Origin of the sequence: Pannus brasiliensis CCIBt3594 (assembly GCF_036688125.1) — a bacterium.
Classification (GTDB): Bacteria; Cyanobacteriota; Cyanobacteriia; order Cyanobacteriales; family Microcystaceae; genus Pannus; species Pannus brasiliensis.
Map to the genome: position 1 here is coordinate 1 of NZ_JBAFSM010000100.1, position 5,754 is coordinate 5,754.

General features: G+C 57.9%; 3 protein-coding genes. 1 reads left to right on the forward strand and 2 read right to left on the reverse strand.

Features of this window, described 5'->3' with window-relative positions:
• Window positions 1–166: 166 nt before the first annotated feature.
• Window positions 167–355, forward strand: a complete 189-nt coding sequence (locus V0288_RS24750; RefSeq protein WP_332867874.1) for a hypothetical protein — start codon at window positions 167–169, stop codon at window positions 353–355.
• A gap of 252 nt (window positions 356–607) precedes the next feature.
• Here V0288_RS24750 and V0288_RS24755 read toward each other — a convergent pair whose 3' ends face one another.
• On the reverse strand, window positions 608–3,979 hold the full coding sequence (locus V0288_RS24755; RefSeq protein WP_332867875.1) for a plasmid replication protein, CyRepA1 family: 3,372 nt from the start codon (window positions 3,977–3,979) through the stop codon (window positions 608–610).
• 1,342 nt (window positions 3,980–5,321) lie between these two features.
• Window positions 5,322–5,555 (reverse strand): hypothetical protein, encoded by a 234-nt coding sequence (locus V0288_RS24760; protein WP_332867876.1) that lies wholly within the window; start codon window positions 5,553–5,555, stop codon window positions 5,322–5,324.
• Window positions 5,556–5,754: the final 199 nt, after the last annotated feature.

Genomic DNA, 5,754 nt, shown 5'->3' on the forward strand with positions numbered 1-5,754 from the left:
GAGGACGAACAAGCGGGGCAATTAGGCATGGCGGAAAGAGACGTGGGTTTCGGCGGCTATTCTATCATCATTATTTCTTGAGGGCTACCGGGAACGGGAAAGAACCCGCCAATTCAGATTTGAATTGGCGTTTTATTCACGACTATAATCCAGAAATACTATTAAAATGACATTTTTATCACTACATAAAAAACACTACCCGTGGACGATTTTCCAGGAGGCTCTTTCCCCTTCCGTCGAGAGCTTCGCACCCCGATCGCTACAGGGCGTGTCCGGTTCGGTCGGGAGAAGATACTATACAGACAATCCGGACACCAACGAAGAAGCCCCCCCGTCATCCCCCCTGGAAAAGTGAAAAACCCCCCCGTTCCGTCCGGATCGATCGCCCGCTCGCGGTCATTGTCCCGAGAAGCCCGACGAAAACCCCGTCCCGACCTCGAAAAGGGGCGAACGAAAGTAGCCCGACGCGGGGAAAAGGTGAAGATTGTCCCCTCTACCCCGTTCGACGGACAGTAGAAATCACCGAGAACCCGTTCCCCGTCGAGGGGCGTTCGTTTTCCCGTGTTCTAGAGAGAAGATTCCAATTACCCGGGGTTGAAAAATTTCCTCAACCCGTCAGCCAGCGGAAGCCTTCGGGAGCGATATCCCGAATCCAATCTCTCGCGCGGGCGCTCAAAGCGTTCCAGATCGAAAGCCCGACTTTGTTCGCGCCCTCGAACCCCGCGACGATCGCGTCCATCACGTCGCGGGTTAACTCCACCGGTTCCCCGACCGCGGTTTCCAGCATCTGCCGCGCGTCTTCCACGCTGTCGGCCAACTCGCTCGGAACGGGTTCGGGAGCGATCGAGACCGGAGGAGCGATCGAAGTCTCGGCCGGCGTCGCGTCGCGTTCCCGCCACCGGGCGAAAATCTCGCCCCGTCCGTCGGGATCGAGGGAAATTAGCCGGTAGTAGCGCTGTCGTTCGTCCCGGCTCCCGAGACGACCGATACACTTCATCTTCAACCCGAGACGATCGAGGAAAGCGCCTAACAGTTTCACCGCGCTACCTTCCTCGCTAACCGTTATCCCGAATACCGAGCGGATCTGGAAACGATAGGGTAGCAACCGTTCCCGTAGTTCTTCCAGGTCGCTCTCCGAGCGCTCGACGTTCGGATCGAGGTAACGCGTCAGATCCAACAACTCGAAAGCCCGCACCCACGAGGTCAGCAGGGTTCGATTAACGTCGGGCTTGAAGACGATCCCCCCGCACTCCTCGGCCAGACGATTCAGGCTACGGGTATCGCGCTCGGTTAGAAACTCCCGCCCGGTCGTCAGATAGTAGTGAAGGCGGATTTTAAAGTACCAACCGTCGTCGTCCAACCCGACGAGACCCGCGGTGATATCTTCGGTTAGATACCGCCGGCACAATTCCCCCTTCCGTTTCCCGAGTCTTTCGGTGGCGGTCAATCCCCGTTTCTCGACCAGTTCCCGAAATCGTTCGTCGTCCGGGTTCGGGGCCGCGACGATCGCCTCCACCTGCCGCCGGTAGTTCTCGTCCTTGTTTCGATCGAGTCGTTCCCGGATCTCCTCCCCTCTCCCGGTCGGTTCGACGGGAACGATCTCGTACCCCTCGGCCTCCAGCTTCTCCAACAGCGCGGCCCGGTAGCGAACGGCCTCCGCGTTGACCTTGAGCGCGTACTCGCTCCAAGCGTGTAACGACTCCGGACGGGTCGTGTCATCGGCGACGATCGAATCGAAAAAGCTCAATTGCCCCGCGAGAGACCGATAGCTCTCGTGTTCGCTCTTGAGCAACGAGCGGACGTTGGTGGAACCGTTGCCGATCCGGAGCGGGCTATAGGAGCGCGCCCACAGGTAACGCGGGATATCCGCCCGAATCCGTTCGAGAGACTGACACACGGCGTTAACGGTCTGCACCCCGGAGGCGATGCCCCAAACACTATTGAAGAGATCGCCCGTGATACTTACGCCGGTCTCGATCGTCGGACTGGCCAGGACGATCGGGTAGTTCGCCAGAATCCGGCCCAGATCCTCCATCGCGGCGGCGGCGGGATGATCCGGCTCGCTCACCGTGTCCCGATCGATCCTCAACAGGGGTCGATCGGGAAACCGCTCTTTCAAGAAAATTTCCAGATTCGCGGTCGAGAACCGGTATTTCATCTCCCGCGCGGCGGTGCAGACGAAAACCCTTTCCCCCCGCTCGATCGCCTCGACCAAAGCGGCGAGGAGTTCCGAAGCGTCGTTCCCGTCGAAACTGTAGAGCTTCCGTTTCCCCTGGACGGGAACGTGAACGTTCTGAACGATCCAGGGATCGACCGGGAAACCGATCAGCCGTTTCAAGTAATCGATCGACACCCGCGAGAGATCCGCGTCGGCGATGCAGAGTCGTCCCCCGGTGGACAGGGCGGTTCGGAGTAATCCCTGCAACGAGGCGAGGATGTTGACCCGCTGGAAACGGCAGGTAGAGGAACTTAAGGAATGCCAGAGTACCTGTTCCACCTCGTCGATAATCACGAACGCGCCCTCCCAAGCGCTCGCGTCGAACGCGGGGGTAGCCCCCGGATGCAGGGAGTCGATACACAACGCGTAACCGAGAAGGGTTCCCAACTCGTCGTTCAGTGCCTCCAATCGGTAGTTGATCCCGAAACGGTTCGATAGCTCGGTCATGAGCCGGACCCGATGCCCGATCACGAGGACGGGTCGCCCGGCGGCCAGGGCTTTACCGACGAGAGCGGCCATCAATTCGGTTTTTCCCGTCCCCTTCGCGGACTTGAGAGCGATAAAGGGCGCGTCGTCCGGGATCTCCACGTCGAGGTAACGCCGGTCCACGGTGAGATTCACCCGATCGCCGAGATCGAAAAGCTCCCGCAGTCGGTAAGCCTCCAACGATTGACGGGCGAGATAGATCGTCTCGTAGGCGGAACGTCCCCGAGCGGCGATCAGGTCGTCAACGCCCTTTTCCGGATGGGTCCAGCGGACGACGGTAACGGTTCCCCCCGCCCTCGCGAGAAGGTGGCCGGTCTTCCCGATCGCCTCTCGTACCGCTTCCGCGGTCGCGGGCCGTCCCTCCCGGTCGAAACAGAAAGTGTACTCCCTCGGCACCGCGGTAAAAACTTCCAGAGCGGGGATCGGGTAGGATTCCCCGACCGGATTGCCGTCCCCGTCCTTCGGTGTCCGAATCCCGTTCCAGATCCCCGGTAAAGCGATCGCCGCGTACCCCGCGCTCATTAAAGCCCCCGCTTTTTTCGCCCCCTCGGTAATCGTCAGGGGGAGAGCGATCGTTACCGCCCACGGCCAGAAACCGGGATCGGCCCCCTGTAAAAAGTCCCCGATCCCCGGAGGGTCGAGAGCGGGTTGAAGTTTTTGGAGATAGCGATCAATCCCGGTCCGTTTCCCCCCGACGACGATCTCGCGGAGGCGATCGAACTCGCGCCGTTCCTCGACGGACAGGGCTTCGGAATAGCGATCGAGGTAGTCATCGATCGCCGCCGTGAAGCGATCGAGCCAGGAGCGGTAGATGTCCGATCCCGAACGACGAACGATCCTCGCGACGATCTCGCGGGTGGGAACGAGGAAAAACGCTTCGGTGGGGACTTTCGGCGGGTGTTCGTACTTGATCGGCTTGCGCTTCTCTAGATCGACGCGGGGGGTATCGGGTTTGAAACAACCCCAGAGAGAAGCTTCTCTGGTGACGGGATCGATCGTGCCGCACCACCAACCGCCGTTCTCGATATGCGCGTACCGCTTGAGGATGCCATCGCTCACGCGTCCCCCGTTCCGTCGCGGTAAGGAGTCCGCGTAGAGGAGGTAATCGAAAGGCGCGAACCCGTCGAGCGAGATCAGGTTTAAACGGATCAGTCCGGGGTCGATGGCGCTGTCTAACCACTCGCGGTAGTGAGCGTCATTTATCCGGGGAAAGGGGGAGACGGTTAGAGGCGGTTCGGGGGAGAAGGTCGCTGGGGCGGGGTTTCGCGGGGTCATGATTCACCCCCTCGCGGAGCGAACGTTAACCGAGCGTTCGTCCGGGGTGGGAAGATGTGGACGATCTTCTCGGTAATAGCGGGTTCCGCCGCTCGCGGATTTTTCGGAAGTGGTAGCCGTTCCCGAGCCGGACCGCGGAAATAACGCTCGCGAGCCGGAATAGCTCTCGTTCCCCCGCGCGGGTGGCGGGAGCCGTCAGGGTATCGAGTTTCGTGCATGGCGATTTCCTCTAGGTATTCGCCAGTCTCGCGGGTCGGTTCGGTGATCCTACCGCCCGTTCCTTTTTCCCGGTCGTTGATAATGGAAGTGATGTTTGTATGTTGGCCGAGTGGCCCCCGTCGAGGCGGACATCGCTTGAGAGATATCAACCGAGGATGGAAATCCGATCGGGAAAATAAGATCGGGCGAGTTGTCACCATCGAACCGAGGCGCGACCGGCTTTTTCTTCTTTGACAGAACCGGATAATTCACCTCCCCCCCGTCCCGAATCGGCATCGGGTCCGAGGGGTCGGTTCAGGGTGACTCGGACCGGACCGAGAGAGCGATCGGCCGCTCCGTCCCCCCCTCTACGAGAGAGAGAGGAGGACTATCGGGCGATCGGTAGAACGCTCGCCCGCCTACAAGAGCGGTAGGGCGCTCGCCCCGTCGGTCGCGGGGGATCTTTGAAAGAGAAAATAGCATTCGTCTCTCCTGCTGAAACGTCTAGGAGAGCGGGAGGATGTAGGGGACGGGGTTTCCGTCAAAATTCCTTGTTATCGGACGGAACCGAAAATTTTGACAATACTTACCTGTTTCGCGCTTTATGCTATACTGATAGCAAGCGAGAAAAAGCTACCGCCGAACACTGCTCCGGCAGTCCAGGCAATGGAAAACCCTAAATATACATCCGCGCCTCCTGTGTTTTTGATAGGGAGGGATACACCGTGGAAGCCCCCGAGGGAAGCACCGTCTCTAAGATAGCCAGTCTGTGGACGGTGTTTCGGCATTTCGGGGGTTTCGTTGTGGCGATCGCTCCGTTACGCATACGAGTAGATAGTCTCCTTCTTTTTCAAGAATCGGGATCTGTCTTCCAGTTTACCGCTTATCCCGGCCCACGCGACAGCGAACCGGATTTTCGGCGCGGGAAAACCGGGAAATTTCCGAAAATCGGCGATCTTTGAAAAATTCGCTCCCGAAGGACGGTCTGGCGCGGGTTGAAACTAGTTCTCGCGATGAGGGGGAGAGAACGCTCGGTTCGAGAGGTAGCCCGAAGTAAAAATGTGTCGGAGTAATCAGTCACGAGGCTTTTTAGTTATAAGAATATTATACGGTATTGTCGCGATATTACCGCTGTTCTATCGCTCTAGGGTCGGGAGAGATAGAAATCTCGGGGAAAGATCTGGTCTAACAGGGAAGTTGTCAACCGGACGAGCGTGAAAAATGGACGACAGAACAATCGAAGGATATGCGGTGTAAAAAGCACCGCTGACCAAGGTTTAAGAAGATTAAAATAGTAGAGAGGTTGTAGGAATAAGCGTAAATTATTGAGGGTACTCTTCCCACTTTTCGTTTCTCGCCACTCTGGATGTTTCTTCATCTGTTCTTTCGCCTTTTCCGATCGGACAATTTTTTCCCAAAGGAACGGACTTGAAAATCGTCAAACCGGAGGAAGTTCAAAAAGTGGTCAACTTAAGTAACAATCGCCATCGAAAATGTCTTGCCTATCGAACCCCATTCGGGGTACAGCCTTTCTCAGATAGATGAGGTACAGTAGCAACAGTGTGCGAACCAATTAC

Excerpts from the sequence above, each read along its gene's own strand:
- V0288_RS24755 (WP_332867875.1), bottom strand. The coding sequence starts at position 3,979 with ATGACCCCGCGAAACCCCGCCCCAGCGACCTTCTCCCCCGAACCGCCT.
- V0288_RS24750 (WP_332867874.1), top strand. The coding sequence starts at position 167 with ATGACATTTTTATCACTACATAAAAAACACTACCCGTGGACGATTTTC.
- V0288_RS24760 (WP_332867876.1), bottom strand. The coding sequence starts at position 5,555 with ATGAAGAAACATCCAGAGTGGCGAGAAACGAAAAGTGGGAAGAGTACC.